This window comes from Methanolobus sediminis (assembly GCF_031312595.1).
GTDB classification, from domain to species: domain Archaea; phylum Halobacteriota; class Methanosarcinia; order Methanosarcinales; family Methanosarcinaceae; genus Methanolobus; species Methanolobus sediminis.
The window spans coordinates 379,197-397,091 of sequence record NZ_CP133592.1 but is presented as its reverse complement, the minus strand read 5'-3'; the positions used below and the strand labels follow the sequence as shown (position 1 = coordinate 397,091).

General features: G+C 37.2%; 8 protein-coding genes. 5 read left to right on the top strand and 3 right to left on the bottom strand.

The features are described 5' to 3' along the window. Positions 1-46 precede the first annotated feature (46 nt). Complete coding sequence (locus RE474_RS01815; protein ID WP_309311286.1) at positions 47-3,739, bottom strand: response regulator; 3,693 nt, start codon at positions 3,737-3,739, stop codon at positions 47-49. Between the two features lie 245 nt (positions 3,740-3,984). Between RE474_RS01815 and RE474_RS01810 the strand changes: the two genes are divergently transcribed. After that, on the top strand, positions 3,985-5,304 hold the full coding sequence (locus tag RE474_RS01810) for a PAS domain-containing sensor histidine kinase (RefSeq protein WP_309311285.1): 1,320 nt from the start codon (positions 3,985-3,987) through the stop codon (positions 5,302-5,304). A 253-nt stretch (positions 5,305-5,557) separates the two neighbouring features. On the opposite strand, the gene RE474_RS01805 is transcribed toward RE474_RS01810, so the two are convergent. Together RE474_RS01805 and RE474_RS01800 are read right to left on the bottom strand one after the other, a co-directional pair. Continuing rightward, complete coding sequence (locus RE474_RS01805; protein ID WP_309311284.1) at positions 5,558-8,983, bottom strand: PAS domain S-box protein; 3,426 nt, start codon at positions 8,981-8,983, stop codon at positions 5,558-5,560. Positions 8,984-9,631: 648 nt separating this feature from the next. After that, positions 9,632-11,368, bottom strand: coding sequence for a PAS domain S-box protein (locus RE474_RS01800; RefSeq protein ID WP_309311283.1), 1,737 nt, complete (start codon positions 11,366-11,368; stop codon positions 9,632-9,634). A gap of 499 nt (positions 11,369-11,867) precedes the next feature. On the opposite strand from RE474_RS01800, the gene RE474_RS01795 reads away from it, so the two are divergent. The 4 genes from RE474_RS01795 (at position 11,868) to RE474_RS01780 (ending at position 17,872) form a co-directional block, all read left to right on the top strand. Continuing rightward, positions 11,868-16,475: a methyl-accepting chemotaxis protein gene (locus tag RE474_RS01795; RefSeq protein WP_309311282.1), complete on the top strand. Its 4,608-nt coding sequence runs from the start codon at positions 11,868-11,870 to the stop codon at positions 16,473-16,475. A 17-nt stretch (positions 16,476-16,492) separates the two neighbouring features. Beyond that, the gene (locus RE474_RS01790) at positions 16,493-17,002 is read left to right on the top strand and encodes a chemotaxis protein CheW (protein ID WP_309311281.1); all 510 of its coding nucleotides are present in this window, start codon (positions 16,493-16,495) and stop codon (positions 17,000-17,002) included. A gap of 187 nt (positions 17,003-17,189) precedes the next feature. Beyond that, positions 17,190-17,414, top strand: coding sequence for a YgaP family membrane protein (locus RE474_RS01785; protein WP_309311280.1), 225 nt, complete (start codon positions 17,190-17,192; stop codon positions 17,412-17,414). A 29-nt stretch (positions 17,415-17,443) separates the two neighbouring features. Next, positions 17,444-17,872, top strand: a complete 429-nt coding sequence (locus tag RE474_RS01780; RefSeq protein ID WP_309311279.1) for an EVE domain-containing protein — start codon at positions 17,444-17,446, stop codon at positions 17,870-17,872. Positions 17,873-17,895: the final 23 nt, after the last annotated feature.

Sequence of the window (17,895 nt, the reverse complement as noted above, 5' to 3'; positions counted from 1 at the left end):
GTCATGAGAATCATGTTAACGAAATATGCTATTATATATCTCGAAGTTATATTGTCTTGAGTTGTTCAACCAATAGGTCATATTGCTTTTCAAGTTCAGGTAAAAGTGTATCCATTTTATCAATCTGGTTTTTATTTCCGGCAATCTCTATCTGTGAGGCCACAGCACTTAAAGCCAGACCTCCAATGTTTGCAGAAGCACCTTTTATTTTGTGTGCATATTCATTTAAGTATTCTAATTCTCTTTTTCCGAGGTCATTTCTTAGAGCAATCACTTCTTTTGGCATATCTTCGAGGAAAATTTCTATCAATCTTCGGGCAAGGTCTACATCATTCATTACTCTTTCAAAAAGTGCAGCCCTATCCAATACTACAAGATCATGTGACCCTTTCATTCCTCCTGCAGACATAACATTATGGTTTGCTTCTTTTTTAAATATGCTCTGCCATTTCTCCAGCAATTGCATCAGGGACTGTAATGAAACCGGTTTTGAAATATAATCATTCATACCAACTTCCAGACAACGTTCTTTGTCCCCTTTCATTGCGTAGGCTGTCATCGCAACTATTGGAATGTCATGATCAAGGACTGCAGATTGAGCATCTCGAATAAGGCGAGTAGCCTCAAATCCATCCATGTCTGGCATCTGCACATCCATAAGAACCATGTCATATGGCAACATTTCCAATGCTTTTATTGCTTCCATACCATTGGCTACAATATCCGCATGATAACCTAATTTATGTAGCATACCTTGAGCTACTTTTTGATTTACTGTATTGTCTTCAGCAAGCAACAATCTTAAGTTCTTATGGTCACGAGAAGGAGTTGAAGGTGTGTTCACATGAGTATTGACTTCATTATTCTGTTTTTCCTTATTCAATATTCCAGATAGGACATCCAGTAATTCCTGATTTCTTACAGGCTTGGTGAGGTATGCTTCAAAATATCTCTCACTGAAGTTCAGGACATTGGAACGTTGCCCTAAGGAGCTAAGCATCACCAGAGGGATAGATTTTAGTTTTGTATCAGATTTGATGAATTTTGCTGCCGATTCACCATCCATTCCAGGCATATGCATATCGAGGATAACCACCTGATATTGTTTACCGTTTTCATGTGCACGATACAAAGCCTGAAGTGCTGTAGGACCGTCCATGGCCTCATCTACTTTGGCACCCCATGAACTTATTCGCTTGTTGAGGATCTCACGATTCGTGGCGTTATCATCAACAACCAGGACGTATGAATCCTTGAGTTCTGAAGATTTAATTTTCTTAGAACTACCATCCTGTTTTTTTGTAAGGTTTATTCTGAACCAAAACTCTGAACCTTTACCATTCTCACTTTCCACACCAATATCGCCTCCCATCATCTCAACCAGCTGTTTGGAGATTGCCAGTCCAAGTCCTGTACCACCATATTGTCTTGTGGTTGATGCATCAACCTGATAGAATTTATCGAATAGATCATATTTTTTATTTTCAGGGATACCAACACCAGTATCACAAACTGAGAAACGTAAAAATGCTTCAGTATCAGTCTCTGATTCAAGAATTACCTGTACAACTACCTCACCTTTATGAGTGAACTTAATTGCGTTTCCAGTAAGGTTGGTCAGTACTTGTTGCAAGCGTCCGGGATCACCCTGGACATATGCAGGAACATCGTGTTCAGGCGCACAGATAAATTCCAGTTCTTTCTCATGAGCTTTTATTGAGAGCATGGAAGCAAAATCATCCAGCATTTCATGCAAATTAAAATCCACGGTTTCCAGTTCCAGTTTTCCAGCCTCTATCTTGGAGAAGTCCAGGATATCATTAATAAGTTGAAGTAGTGATTCTCCGCTTAATTTCACAGTTTCAGCATAATGTCTTTGTTCATCACTGAGGTCAGTATCAAGAAGCAGCCCTGTCATGCCAATGACACCGTTCATAGGTGTGCGTATCTCGTGGGACATATTTGCCAGGAACTCACTCTTTGCCCGTGTTGCTTCCTGAGCTTTTTCCTTCTCAACAATAAGGGTATTTTCCAGTTCCTTCCGCTCTGTAATGTCACGTATAATTCCCACTGAGTGCCAACCATCGGAAAGTTCTATCGCAGAAAGTGAAAGTTCAACTGGTATTTCCCGCTCATCCTTACAAATAGCCTCTAATTCCACAGTATTACCCACAGCATCGCCCTGCCCTGTTTTGAGGAATTTAGTTAGGGCTTCTTGCTGTGCTGAATGATAACGTGACGGTGCCAGTAACAAATGCAGGTTTTGGCCGACAGCTTCCTCTATTGAATATCCAAAAATTCGTTCTGCAGCCGGATTCCATAGAGAGATATTACCTTGCGGATCCATCATCAGGATCGCATCCTGCGCAGACTCAGCAATCGCTCTAATTCTAGCTTCTTCTGCTAAAAGAGCCTGTTCCGAACGTTTGCTTTCAGTGATATCAGATAAAATGAGAGTGAGACCGGCAATATTTCCTTCATCATCCTTAAGGGGACTATACATATTCGAATACCATCGTCTTTCGAATAAGGAATTACCATATTCTTCAATAATAGTGAATGCTTCACCTGTAAGTGCCCTGTCAAAATTATCTTTTGCTTTTTCCCTGTCCTCATCGCTTTGAATGTAGTCAAGCATGCAAGTGCCATCTTCAATATTGACACCCCATATCTGCTTCATTGTTAACTGATGATTTGTGTTGAAAGCAAGATATCTATACTCCTTGTCGAGAGCAAATATAATTACGTCTTTTGGACTTTCAATAATACCTTGCAAGATATTGTGTGCCTGCCTATGGATCTTTTCGCTTTGTTGAAGCGCCTGTTCAATTTTTTTATTTTCAGTAGCATTCCACACAGAATCCATAAGCAAGGCCAGCTCAAGTGCATTATCTTTACTGTAATCCGATTCTTTATTAGCCACACCGACAACAGCAACTATTTTATCGTTTTTTATCACTGGTACCGTCATATATCTGTAAAGCTCCACATGCCCTTCAGGATAACCTTTTTTTAGTGGATTTGAAGCTTGAAAGTCGTTTACGATTATTTCTCTGCGTTGCCTGACTGCTTCTCCCCAGATACCGGTATGTTCAAGTTGGTATTTGGTCTGTGGTTCGGTTACCTCACATTCCTTCATTACGTTATTAGACCAGGTATTTAGACTAAATTCCTTTTTTTCTTCATCATAATAGTAGATGTACCCTATCTTGCTTCGAGTAAGTTTTATAGATTCATTAAGGGCGAAGTCAAGGAAATCCTGAACCGAATCTGTCCTGTAATGGAGAATAGATGAAAGACTTCTCAAACGCTCTTCTCTTATTTTCAATTCTTCTTCAGCTTTCTTACTCCTACTTATATCTGTGAGAATACCATCTACACGTACAGAAGCATTATCAGTGTCATACTTGACTTCAGAACTTTCACGAACCCAGGAAATACTTCCGTCGGGTCTCAGGATACGATACTCTGCTGTTGCTTCACCTTTCAATTCTCTTTGTTTTGTAGCTTCTTGCACAATATCAAGATCATCAGGATGGACGAATTGATACCATAGATTTTTTTCCATTAAAAGCTTCTGAGGGTCGGTTCCCAGAATGTTTTCAGATGAGGAGCTGATACGAATAAGTTCAAGGTCAGGAAAGGTTGCAGACCATAAAACCATATCTACAGACTTCAAAATTAGATGTAAATACTCTTTTTCATTATCTTCGTTTTCTTTAACACCATTTTGAACCACATGACCACCCTATTGTTTGCTTTGATCAGGATATATTTTGATTAACAAGTTAACAACCACTAACTGAGTGAGTTTTAATCCACAATTAGCTTTGCTTAAATGTTGCAAATATTGTGTAAGAGCTACATATATATAAATATTCATATACAAATTACAGTAATAATTAGCTAACAAAGAATCATTTTCTGCAAATCTATTTAACATACTACTATTATATATATATATATATATACGTGTATAAAAGAATGCAACAAATGCCTTTGTTTTTGTGTATTAGAGCAAAATATATTAATATTATTCAATTAATTTTACAGATCTCAGGTATTTTCATGAACAAAACAGAAAAAAGTATCTGCAAATCGACTGAAAGCGATGTTTCAATATACAACAATATGTCTAATGATATGGTTTTGTTTAAAACGATCTTTGATAATGCACCTTTTATAATGATTGTTGTAAATCCAGAAGGAAAAATTGAAAATATAAATAATACAACATCTGAAGTTCTCGGAATAAAAAAAGAAGATTCATTGGGATTATTAGGTGGAGAGCTTTTTTCTTGTATAAATTCATTTGAAGATGCAGGCTGCGGAAAGAATGCAAATTGTAAGTACTGTCCTGTTAGAAATGCAGTGATGCATACGTTTCAGACTTCTGAAAATATCTATAAGCAAGAGGGAGAACTTACAACAAAAGTAAATGATCAGGAATTAAAGAGATTACTTCTAATTTCTACAACTTTTATTACTCTTAAGACGGAGCACAAAGTATTATTAACTGTTGACGATGTGACTGAACAAAAAGAAAACGAAAAAAAGTTAAAAGAAAGCGAAAAGCTGCTGATTAATGCCAAGAATGAAGCGGACACTGCAAATAAAGCTAAAAGTGTTTTTCTGGCAAGTGTCAGTCATGAGTTAAGAACACCTTTGAATGCTATAATTGGTTTTTCCGATTTATTGCTTACTGAATCATTTGGAAAACTTAATGAAAAGCAAGCAAAACATATTCTAAATATAAATGTTGGTGGAAAACATTTACTTAGTTTGATCAATGATATTCTTGATATATCAAAGATCGAATCTGGAAAAATGGAAATCTATCCAGAATACTTTGAAGTTCCTGAAACAATCTCTACAGTTTCGGAGATGTTTTCTCCATTAATTGCTGAAAAAAACACCGATTTTGAGGTTTTGATTAGCAAAGAGGTAAACTTAATTTATGCTGATAAATCAATGTTCAAACAAATATTATGCAATCTAATCAGTAATGCTATCAAATTTACTTCTTTAAATGGCAAAGTATGTGTGAAAGCAGACGTGATTAACAATAATTTATCAGTTTCAGTAATTGATAATGGTATTGGGATATCTCTGAATGATCAAAAAATCTTGTTTAATTCCTTCCAACAAGTAAATTCTTTTTCATCCCGTGAACACAAAGGAACAGGTTTGGGATTGGCTATTGCTAAAAGTCTAGTTGAAATGCATGGTGGAGACATCAATGTACAAAGTGAAACTAATAAAGGAAGTACATTCACTTTTACACTACCACTTAAAATGATTTAGTATTTACATCTGAAATTAAATCTAAATAAGTCCTCCTGTCTCTTCCTCTCTAACACGAGAGTTCAGAATCAAAAGTCTATCAGCTTTAAGATTCTTTTTCATGTAATAGATATTATCATCTAGATATTATCATCTGAGAACCGTATCAGTTTTAAAAAAATCAATTTGCTACATGGGATTTAAGTTATTAAGTAAATGGCAGACCCTAAATTAAATTTTTATAAATCAATTGAACTATCTGATTAATTCACTTTTAGTCATATACAATGTTCAAAGGAATCTGAACTATAAATTTGGCACCTTTTCCTAGTTCGCTTTCAACTTTAATTGTCCCATCATGAAGTTCTATTATTTTTTTAGCCAGAGCCAGACCAAGTCCTGTACCACTGTATTTTCGTGATAATGAACCATCTATCTGTACAAATGGTTTGAAGATTGTTTCATGTTTCTCTTCTGCTATTCCTATTCCTGTATCATGAACTGAAAATTGAATATTATTACTCAATGTTTTTACTTCTATTTTTACTGAACCAGAATATTCTGTAAATTTAATTGCGTTATCCACAAGGTTGTACAGAGCATGCTTTAGTTTTTCTTTATCGGCAGCAAGAGTTAAAGACGAATCCTCAATGATGCTCTGTAAAGCAATGTTCTTTTTCATTGCTTTAGTATAATTTAGCCTTAAAACTTCAGATATAAGTCCCTCAACTTCAAAAGTTTTGATTGCCAGTGTGTCAGGGTCACTATTTTCCACGATTGTAAAATCAAGCATACAATTGATTATCTGCAGCAGGTCTTTACCACTAGTGTTAATGTATTCTACATATTTCCGGCACGTATCGGTAAACTCATTTTGTTCACTACTTATCAGCACATCAGAAAAACCTATAATTGCTGTGAGAGGTGTCCTGAGTTCATGAGTGATGTTTTTTAACATGTCACTTTTCATACAGTTGTATTCATCAGCCAGCAATCTGGCATAGAGTAAAGTCTTTTCTGCATCCACTCTTGAGGTGATATCCATCTGTGTTCCAACAAAAGAATGAGGAACACCTTTTTCATCAAGGTCTACAGGTCTTCCTTTAGAAGACATCCACCTCCATTCACCTGAACTATGTTTTATTCTATATTCAATAGACATCGGCGTTATGTCAAGGATACTTCTTTTGATGGTAGTCATTAATTTATCTTTATCATCTGGATGAATGTGATCAAGCAATAAGTTAAGATCGCTAGGAAGTTTATCAGGTTTGTAACCATTTATTTCGTACAAAGTGGGACTCATGTGTACTTTATTTGTATCAATATCAAGTTCCCAGAATCCATACTCAGAGGCTTCCATTGCAAGCGAAAGTTGTCTTTTTCTCTTTACAAGTTCATTAGTAACCTTCTTTTGCTCGGTGATATCTGTTATCACAGAAATATTGTATTGTGGTGAATTTTTTTCATCTCTTATTGTTTTAGAATATAATCTGATCCAAATAATATCCCCATTTTTATGCACCAATCTTTTTTCGAGTTCATAAGAGTCAATTTCTCCTGAAATTGTTTGAAGAATAAATCGGTTGTTAAGTTTCAGATCATCAGGATGAGTTATCACTCTAAAGTTCATTCCAACTAATTCATCAGAAGAATAGCCAACCATATCACAGAATCGTTTGTTAACCTGAAGGTAGTCTCCATATGGTGTTACTTGAACAACACCTACCGATGATTGTTCAAAGAATGACTTGAATATCTTCTCACTTTCCTCAAGTACCTCTTTAACCTTTTTGCTTTCAGTAATATCTTCTGATAATAGTACAATTCCACCAACAGCACCATCTGCTGTTCTCCATGGTCGAACCTCTCCTTTCACCCACTGTATTCTTCCATCTACACGTTCCAAACGAGTTTCTTTAACGGGGCAGACCTCTCCTTTCAAAGTCTTTCTATGCATTTCTTTCCACTCTTCCGGGATTTCGGGGAATATGTCATAATGACACTTACCAATAATATCGATATCACCAAGATAGTAGTCAGTCAGCCATCGATTGCTTGCAGCTATGTATCGCATATTACGGTCGAACATCGCCAATGCCACAGGTGCATGCTCTATTAGGAGTCTCAGTAATCCCTCGTTTTCACGTAGCTCAATCTCCGCTTTTTTGCGTTCGCTAATGTCCTTGACCATGGCCATTATGTAATTCTCAGACCCATATTTTACACAACTTGTGCTTATTTCAACAGGATATATGTGACCATCTTTGTGTTTATGGTTTGTTTCGATCGTCACCGTTTGTCCTGGTTTCCACTGAGACCATTGTTTCATGATTTCATCTGGATCCAATTCATCAACAATAAAATCAAACAGAATCATCTGCATCAGTTCTTCTTTCGAATAACCTGACTGTGTAACAGCCCCATTGTTAGCATCGAGGATATTTCCTTTATGGTCATGAAGATATATTCCATCTACGGATTGATCGAACAATGAGCGATATTTTAATTCACTCTCATAAAGTTCTTTTTCTGCCTTTATACGTTCTGAAAAGTCCCTGCAAATGCATAAGATCAATTTCTTCTCATTCTCATAAAATACATTAGAGGATATCTCTACATTAATGCAAGTACCATTTTTGCATCTATGAATTGTCTCGAACAAATAGCTATGATCGTGCACATTTTTGAGCAATTCAATTAATTGTTCACGTGTAAAAATAGTATTCCAGTCCCATATATGAAGTTTTTTAACCTCTTCTAAAGAATATCCCAACATATTCCCGAACTGTTCGTTAGCATCATAGACTTTTCCTTCTTCATCAAGAACTACAATCCCATCCAATGAACTTTCAAAAAAGAGACATCTCTTTACCCTCTCTTCCTCAAGTCCCTTTTCCCACTTTTTCTTTTCTGTAATATCTTTTTGAATGGATATTGAATGCAGAACATTACCCTGATCACTGACCAACTGACTTGCACTTAACAAAATATTCCTACGTTCACCTGAACGGGTTATAATTATCATTTCTTCGTTGTTCACATATCCTGTGTTCTTCCATTTTTCAAAGACCTTTTTCATATGGGTATGTGATTCGGGAGCATAGATCATTGAAATGGGTTGCCCTATCAACTCATTTTTATCATAGCCTAATATATTCAAAGCTGAATTATTAAGATCAATTATGGTCCCATCAGGTGATATCATATAACAGTATTCAACAATGTTCTCAAACAAAGCTCTAAACTTTTCTTTTTCTTTTTGAAGTTCTCTTCGAGATTGCTTTTTTTCGGTGATATCATTAATGGACACTAAAAAACCAAAATAATTATGGTCAGTGTAAATTGCACTGACCTCTACGTCCACAACTTTTCCATCTTTTGTTTGGTGCTGTGTCTCGAATCTGCTAAATCCATTTTTTAGAGTTTTATTCATTCTGAATGTTATTTGTTCAGGATCAGCATTTACTTCCACATTAGTTACTCCCATATTCAGGAGTTCTTCTCTTGTATAACCTAGAAGATCACAATATTCCTTGCTGACTTCAAGAAAATTAGCCTGTTTATCTAAATAGCAGTAACATTCATTTTCTAATCCTATTAGAATTTGGTATACTTTTTCAGGAATTTTAACCACATGGTTTTCTTTTTCGACTTTTATTCTTATCTCTCTGAATGTAACATCCTGAATTGAAGTCATCTGTTACTCTCCATATTGAAATACCCTATCCGCCAAGACAAAATTACTCTTTATTTATGTGCTAATTGAAACCATCAAATACTCAAGACATTGATGGTTTTTGTACTACTATGTACTTACACATGCTTTGGTAAGTTATATTGCATTGCTTATATATTATGTAATATTATATTAAACTAAGCAATAATATGTTTCAAGTTCTGAACACAGGGTCTTAACTATTTTGTATTGTTCAACCTTGTAACAACTTCAATTTTGCTAGCAATATCGACCAATGCCTCTCTTTCGAGTCAATTACATTTTATTAAGTTACGCAATACACTATAGCACTGCTCTAGTGCACAACAATAAAATTATGCATGTATATATATAAATATTTGCCCCAGTTGAGTTATATTTGTAAAGTTTACCCCTTATTAGGCAAATCAGTAAATATCAGGTTTACTGGGTGTTCCAGATTTCTCATCTGGAACAAACATAACCATGCCCTTTGTGTTTTCTTGTGGTAAGTACTACTCAGGGCATTATCCTGTTAAAATTATCATTACAAAAGAAAATAGAATAATGTGTTCTAAAGAGTCCAATTTGGAATTTTAAAAGAGGATAGTAAGTTTCATCACTTTTTTAATTAATCTTCAGCTACTTTTGCTACATGATATCTCTTTGGATAGATGTCAAATACAAGGTATTTCCATCTTCATCAAGTAATTTTGACACACTTACAAGTACTGTCCTTCTTTGTCCAGATTTGCTTATTATTGTCATTTCCTCATCAATTATGTCTTCTTTAAGTTGCCATTTTTGAAATATCTCTTTCATGCGAGATTGCAATTCAGGAGCGTAGATGGTTGCAAGTGGTTTTCCAATGATTTCTTCATTTTCATAGCCCAATAATTTAAGGGCAGACTCATTTATGTCAATTATATTCCCCTCTGGAGAGATTATATAGCAATATTCATTGTTTTTCTCAAAGAAAGCCCGGAATTTTTCCTCTGACAACTTATGGGCTCTTTCTGCTTTTTTCCTGTCAGTAATATCTAGTGCAGTAAAAGTAACCCCTTTTGATAAATCAGAACCGTCAAGAGGGGTTGATGATAAAAGTATGTCTATAATAGTGCCATTTTTTCTTTTCCATCGCGTTTCAACAGTTCCAACTCCATTTTCCCTAATTAGTTTATATTTCTCAACACTAACAAACTCTGATTCTTCTGGAGTGGGATACAGCATATCCGCATGTGATCCTAGCAGTTCATCAGTGGCGTATCCTGTCATTTCTATCATACGAGGATTGACTTCTTTGAATCTGCGATTTGTAAGTATACCGGCTGCAACAGGCAGTGCTCTAAAAATACTTTCTAATCTGTTTTCAGTTAATTTTTTACTTGTAACATCACTAACAATAGCTAATATCTCTCTATTTTTGCCTGGAACTAAACGTGCTTCGAAATCGTACGTTTTGTCATTTACTGTTATCTGATATTGAAAAAGTTCCATTTCACCATATTTTAGAACTTTCTCTAAATGTTGCATCATTTGCCGTGATTGTGCTTCAGGAAAGCACTCACATATTTTTTTGCCTAAAAATTCAGAAGGAGATCTAAATAATTTAGTATCATCTGAAGCTATATAATCAAGAAAAGTCCCATCTTCTTTTAGTAAATAAATTATATCAGGCAAGAAATTAATAATCTCTTGGTACATTATCCGTTTGCTGGAAGTATTATCTTCAGATGCTTTTAATTCATTGCCTTCGACTTTTATGTTTTCAATAAGCAGGTTTATATCATTTTCATTAATGCAATTATCTATTAATGTATCTATCAATGTACGATATTTTTTCAGCTTCTCTTCCATTGTTTTTTCTTTAGTAATATCTTCCATGATAATGGCAACACATGGAGATCTGCTCTCTGATAAAGTAGGGATTATTCTGACATTAAAATACGGCCCACTCATAGATATTTGACCTGTCTCATTATCATATTTGCCTTCATTAAAGGCATGATCAATTTCTGATATGATTTCGGCATTTATTCCATATATATCTTTGATGTTTGTCCCAAGGATATTTTCTTCCAAATCGAATAAATTGGAACAATTATCATTTATGTGTATAATATTTTGTTTTTCATCTACTAATATTACACAATCGGAAGAGTAATTAATCAATTTTGATGGTGGTACGCGGGTTGATAAATGGTATACTTTCGCAGGCCCTATGCTATCCATTTCAACCTGGCCGGATACTAATAGTATATCTAGGTATTTTGCAGCTGAATTTCTGCTGATGTTGAGCTCTTTTGCCAGATTTATTACAGTCATCCCTCTTGGATTTGCCTCAAGAAGCATTTTTATTCGCTCAACTTCTGCGTCGTATCCTATCATGTACTTTTGAACCTCTCGGTTCTATAAATTTATTCGTTTATATATGTGTAGTGGTGGCACTTGGATAAACTACTTTGATATTAACTCTCGAAATATAATCCATATATTTATATATAATTGACATTGTTTATGTTGTGCACAAGAGCATTGCGAATGTGCTTATTATTATAAAATAGCACTAAATTCAAAGTGATTATCATTAAAATGTACATTTCTTTGAGTTTAATTAAACTGTATATATAGTTACACTGGAGGATGGATGTGATTGGAAATGCGTTCAAATGAGAGGAAATTTCACGTTTCACTTAAAGAATACCGTGAGGAAACTGATAGCAGGGGATTTGATTCAAAAAGAAAATGTGAATCAAAAACTGGCATATATATCAATAATTAGTTTTGCAACACGATGTGTAACAAATCAACTATTGATAAACAGGTGTTAATTTTACATCTTGATTAAAAGAAAAATCATTCGATATTATTCTAAAAATGTGTTGTGATGGAGATACAAAGTATGTTTGAGAATATGAAAATAAAAAACATTCTAATCGGAAGTTTTGTAATATTACTCTTACTAACTGCTATTGTTGGATATAGTGGTTATAACGGATTGACAGGTGTAAATGACAGGGTGGTCAAAGCAGATGACATGAACCGTCTTGTCAAATACATGAAAGATGCACGTATCGCTGAAGAAAATTATCAATTGACTAAGGATGTTACATATTCTGAAAAAGTAAACAGTGTTGTAACTGACATCGTAGCTCAAACAGAGTCTTCAAAGGAGATCTTCACTGACCCTGTGAATGATCAGCAGATGGATGATGTTCAGGCAGCGGCGTTGAGCTATAATGATGCTTTCAATGATTACGTGGAACTGGAGAATCAGAAAGGTGAAGCTGAAGCAGATCTTATAGAACGTGGTCTTATCCTTGAAGATCAGATAAACCAGATACTTGCAACACAGGATGAAGACCTTTCAAATGCTATTGCACAAAATGCAGATATTAGTGTTATTGAGAAAGAGAGAACCAATGTGGACTATGCCACTCAGCTTTTGCAGCTCACCCTCGAGGCACGTAGCGAAAGGTTACGTTTTATGCTGCATGTTGACCATCAATATGCAGATAATGTCAATGAAATGATGGACGAGATAATAACAATTGGAAATACTCTTGATTCACGTTTCCAGGTACAGGAAGACAAGGATGCTGCACAGGCAATAGTCGCTGCGGCAACAGCCTACAAATCTGACTTCAATTCCTATGTATCTTATGCAGAAGAGCAGGTAGTTGCAAAGGAAATAATGCAACAAGAAGCATCTGCCGTTCAGACCATTACAGAAGAGGCACGTGCTGACCAGAAAGATAAGATGGAGCAGGGAATGCAAAGTTCCATATTAACACTTACCATAATGGTCATAGTTGCTATCATTGTTGGTATTGTAATGGCATTCTTCATCTCCAGACTTATATCAAAACCAATAAACAAGATTGTAGATGATTTTAAGAATCTTACAAATGACACCCTTGAAGGTAAACTGGACAGAAGGGCAGACCTTAATGTAGGCATTGACTTCAAAGAGATCCCAAAAGGCTTCAATCAGGTGATGGATGCTGTTATCACTCCTTTGAACGTAGCTGCTGATTACGTTGATCGCATTGCAAAGGGAACGATTCCAGAAAAGATAACAGATGATTATAAAGGTGATTTCAACACCATCAAGAACAATCTTAACACATGTATCGATTCAATAAATGCCCTTGTCGCTGATGCTAATATGCTTTCTGCAGCAGCTGTTAAAGGTCAGCTCGATACCCGTGCCGATGCTTCAAAACACCATGGTGATTACCGTGTTATTGTTGAGGGTGTCAATGACACACTCGATGCAGTTATCGGTCCACTCAATGTTGCTGCTGAATATGTTGATCGCATCTCTCATGGAGAAATACCTGACAAGATCACAGATGAATATTCAGGTGACTTCAATGAGATCAAGAACAACCTCAACCAGTGTATCGATGCAATAAACCTGCTTGTTTCTGATGCAAACATGCTTTCAGATGCTGCTGTTGAAGGTAAGCTTGATACCCGTGCTGATGCTTCAAAACACCATGGCGATTACCGTGCTATTGTTGAAGGTGTCAATGATACACTCGATGCAGTTATTGGTCCACTCAATGTTGCTGCTGAATATGTTGATCGCATCTCTCATGGTGAAATACCTGACAAGATCACAGATGAATATTCAGGTGACTTCAATGAGATCAAGAACAACCTCAACCAGTGTATCGATGCAATAAACCTGCTTGTCGCTGATGCTAACATGCTTTCAGAGGCTGCTGTTAAAGGTAAACTTGATACCCGTGCCGATGCTTCCAAACACTTCGGTGATTACCGTGCTATTGTTGAGGGTGTCAATGACACACTCGATGCAGTTATCGGCCCACTCAATGTTGCTGCTGAATATGTTGATCGCATCTCTCATGGTGAAATACCTGACAAGATCACAGATGAATATTCAGGTGACTTCAATGAGATCAAGAACAACCTCAACCAGTGTATCGATGCAATAAACCTGCTTGTCGCTGATGCTAACATGCTTTCAGAGGCTGCTGTTGAAGGTAAACTTGATACCCGTGCCGATGCTTCAAAACATCAGGGTGATTACCGTGCTATTGTTGAGGGTGTCAATGACACACTCGATGCAGTTATCGGTCCACTGAACGTTGCTGCTGAATATGTTGACCGTATCTCCAGGGGAGCTATTCCTGACAAGATCACAGATGATTACAACGGTGACTTTAACACCATCAAGGACAACCTCAACCAGTGTATCGATGCAATAAACCTGCTTGTCGCTGATGCCAATATGCTTTCTGTAGCAGCTGTTGAAGGTAAACTTGATACCCGTGCTGATGCCTCCAAACACCATGGTGATTACCGTGCTATTGTTGAAGGTGTCAATGACACACTCGATGCAGTTATCGGCCCACTGAACGTTGCTGCTGAATATGTTGACCGTATCTCCAGGGGAGCTATCCCTGAGAAAATTACGGATGACTACAACGGTGACTTTAACACTATCAAGAACAACCTTAACCAGTGTATCGATGCAATAAACCTGCTTGTTTCTGATGCTAACATGCTTTCAGATGCTGCTGTTGAAGGTAAGCTTGATACCCGTGCCGATGCTTCCAAACACTTCGGTGATTACCGTGCTATTGTTGAAGGTGTCAATGACACACTCGATGCAGTTATCGGCCCACTGAACGTTGCTGCTGAATATGTTGACCGTATCTCCAGGGGAGCTATCCCTGAGAAAATTACGGATGACTACAACGGTGACTTTAACACTATCAAGAACAACCTTAACCAGTGTATCGATGCAATAAACCTGCTTGTTTCTGATGCTAACATGCTTTCAGATGCTGCTGTTGAAGGTAAGCTTGATACCCGTGCCGATGCTTCCAAACACTTCGGTGATTACCGTGCCATCGTTGAAGGTGTCAATGATACTCTTGATGCAGTCATTGGTCCACTCAACGTTGCTGCCGAATATGTTGACCGTATCTCAAAAGGAGATGTCCCTGACAAGATCACAGATGAATATTCAGGTGACTTCAATGCCATCAAGAACAACCTCAACCAGTGCATCGATGCAATAAACCTGCTTGTCGAAGATGCAAATATTCTGGCACAGGCCGGTGTTAATGGTGAACTTGCGACCCGTGCTGATGCTTCCAAACATCAGGGTGATTATCTTAAGATTGTTGAAGGTGTCAACAACTGTCTTGATGCTGTCGTTGGTCCTGTGAACGAGGCTTCAAGGATTATTACTGCCTATGCAGAAGGTAACCTTGATGCTAGAGTATCTATAGATGCAAAGGGTGATTTCAAGGTTCTTGGGGATACTCTTGATGGTTTCGGTGATACTTTGCAGGGTATTATTGGTGATTCATGTGCAGTTCTCGATTCGATTTCAGCCAATGACCTCACAAGAAGAGTGACAGTATATGGTGTAGGTGATTTTGTCCAGCTCACAGAAGGTGTGGAGAACTGCAGATCTTCACTCAATGATATAGTAGGTCTTGTGACAGATAATGCTGAGGCCATTGCATCTACCGCTCAGGAAATGTCTGCATCCAGTGAAGAATTATCAGCTACCGCAGAACAGATAACCAGTACCGTAGCTGAGATTTCTCAAGGCACACAGGCTCAATCCGGTAAAGCAGAAGAAGTATCAAGAGCTATGAGTGATATGAGCCGCACTGTTCAGGAAGTAGCCACTAACTCTGATAGGGCTGCACAAACTTCTGTAGAGTCCAATAAGCTCATACAGAATCTTGGAGAAATGTCCAAGGAACTGAAGTTAAAGATGAATAGCATCAAGTCTTCAGTGGGTGATTCTTCAAATGTCATCAATGATCTTGATGAGAAATCAAAGCAGATAGGACAGATTGTTAATCTCATAACTAATATTGCAGATCAGACCAATCTGCTTGCCCTTAATGCAGCGATTGAAGCTGCAAGGGCTGGTGAACATGGTCGTGGATTTGCAGTGGTAGCTGATGAAGTTAGAAAACTGGCCGAGGATTCAGGTAATGCAGCCAAGCAGATCGCAGAATTGATCACCAAGATGCAGAGTGGAACGATGGATGCAGTAACCTCTATGAAGAAAGCTGCTGAAGAGGTTGATACAGGTGCACTTTCCCTTGATAACTCTGTAATTGCAATCGGGGAAGTCGTAACAGCTGGAAATACGATCGTTAACATGGTCCAGGAGATTGCTGCTGCTGCAGAGGAACAGTCAGCTTCAATTGAAGAGGTTACATCTTCTGTAGAGGAAGTATCTGCAATCTCTGAAGAATCTGCTGCAGGTGCTGAACAAGCTTCCGCATCTGTTCAGGAACAGACCGCTTCCATGCAGGAACTTGCAAGGTCTGCTCAGGAACTATCAGATGTTGCGGCCAACATGCAACTTGTAGTCTCCAAGTTCAAACTGGATTCTGTAAATCAAGCTACAGCAACTAATATCAACCAAGTCTCATCATCAGTTGATGGTCATGGAAAGTCAATAAAGTATGCTAACAATGCATTGATCTGATAAAGCGAGGAATCCAGATGGAAGAATTCGTGAAGGATGGCAGCTCAACAGAAGAGCTGCTCCAACTGGTTATATGCCAGCTTTCCGATGAAGAATTCGGTATTGATATATCAAGAGTAAAAGAAATTATCCGTGTTCCTGAGATCACTAATATTCCTCAAACACTTAGCTATGTGGAAGGCATGATTAATTTGAGGGGATGTCTGGTCCCTGTTATAGATCTTGCTAAAAGGTTTGGTCTGATGAGCAGCACAAAAGATGCCAGTTCACGTATTGTGGTTGTGGAATTGGGTAACCTTACTGCAGGGATGATTGTTGACTCTGTTACTGAGGTACTAAGGATATCTACAGACGATATTGACAAAGCACCTGATATTATCACAAAAGGTGTAAGTGAGCGATATATACAGGGTGTTGGAAAGATTGATGGCAGATTGCTTGTACTTCTGGATATTGAACGAGTATTCACAGATGAACAGAAAAAGATGATGAGTAATCTGGAAAGTGCGGGTATTATTCCCGCATAATCTTATTTTATTACTTTATATGGAGTATCGATTTAGAATAATCTTTAGTTTTATACACCTGGCTGATGTACTTCACTCTTTTCTAATTACATATCAGAACCTTTTATCTGTAAGTTCGTTCATATTTTCTTTGTTCAGAATATCATTTACTTATAATTCTGTTCAATTGATTTAAGGGAGTGAAAATATGGATATGAATGAATTGTTATTCAAGGAGAATGTGGGCGGTATTGATCTTTATATCAGGGCACTTTTGGGAACCCTTGCAATAATTGTCCTTGCAATGAATCTGGTATCACCAGGTATATGGCAGTGGATACTAGCTTTAATTGCACTTGTTGGTTTGTTTTCATCAATAACACGGCACTGTCTTCCATATTCCCTGATAGGTTTTAGTACAGCTAAAAAGTAAAAGCTGACTATCAGGATTGAGTCTTAAATATGCAAAATAAGATTGGATACTGGCTCATAGTTGCGTCCAGAGATCATGTATTTGCAGGGATACATGGGGGATTTACACAGGCTTCTCACGGCAGGAGTTCTCCTCTGGAAAAAATGCATATTGGTGACTGGATAGCATACTATTCTCCAAAAAGAATATACGGCGATACCAAACCATATCAGAGATTCATGGCAATTGCAAGGGTTACCGGAGAAGAGGTATTTCAAGTGAACCTTTCGGCTTCATTTAAACAATATCGGCGTGAGGTTGAATATCTTGCCGACATCCATGAAACAGATATCAGGCCGCTGATACCTCAACTGGAGTTTATCAATAATAAAGCCCGTTGGGGTATGTTTCTCAGAAATGGTTTTCGCTCAATTTCCAGAGATGACTTCATGCTTATATGCTCAGATATGCGTGACTGATTTTATACGATTCTAATTTCTGC